The organism is Pseudomonas sp. IT-P100 (assembly GCF_949767185.1).
Classification (GTDB): domain Bacteria; phylum Pseudomonadota; class Gammaproteobacteria; order Pseudomonadales; family Pseudomonadaceae; genus Aquipseudomonas; species Aquipseudomonas fluorescens_B.
Map to the genome: position 1 here is coordinate 1 of NZ_CATKQK010000052.1, position 272 is coordinate 272.

Here is a 272-nt window from a genome sequence, read left to right on the forward strand (position 1 = left end):
GTGTTGCAGATAGAACTGAACAATCGGTTCGTCAGGTTGTTGGATCGCCACCAGCGTCGGCGAGATATCCCGCAGCGCAGTGAAGGGCGCGCAGTCATACAGCGCAACAGTGCTTGCTCCGGGACAGAGTTTTTTCAACCGTTCCGGCAAATCGCTCAGGGTTGCGCCGTCCAGCAACAGGAAAGCCTGTTGCTCACTCCAGGGCAGGTCGTTTGGCAAGGAGGTCGAAAGGTTCATGCTTGAGCGGCCTCGCAAATCAGGCAGCGCGAGGC

Annotated in this window: 1 protein-coding gene; it reads right to left on the bottom strand. The window is 58.1% G+C overall.

The annotated features are described in order from the left end of the window. Positions 1–237 (bottom strand): DUF4123 domain-containing protein (locus tag ACM6IQ_RS23865; protein WP_414880002.1); only part of this gene is annotated, 237 nt, incomplete at its 3' end. Between the last annotated feature and the right edge of the window lie 35 nt (positions 238–272).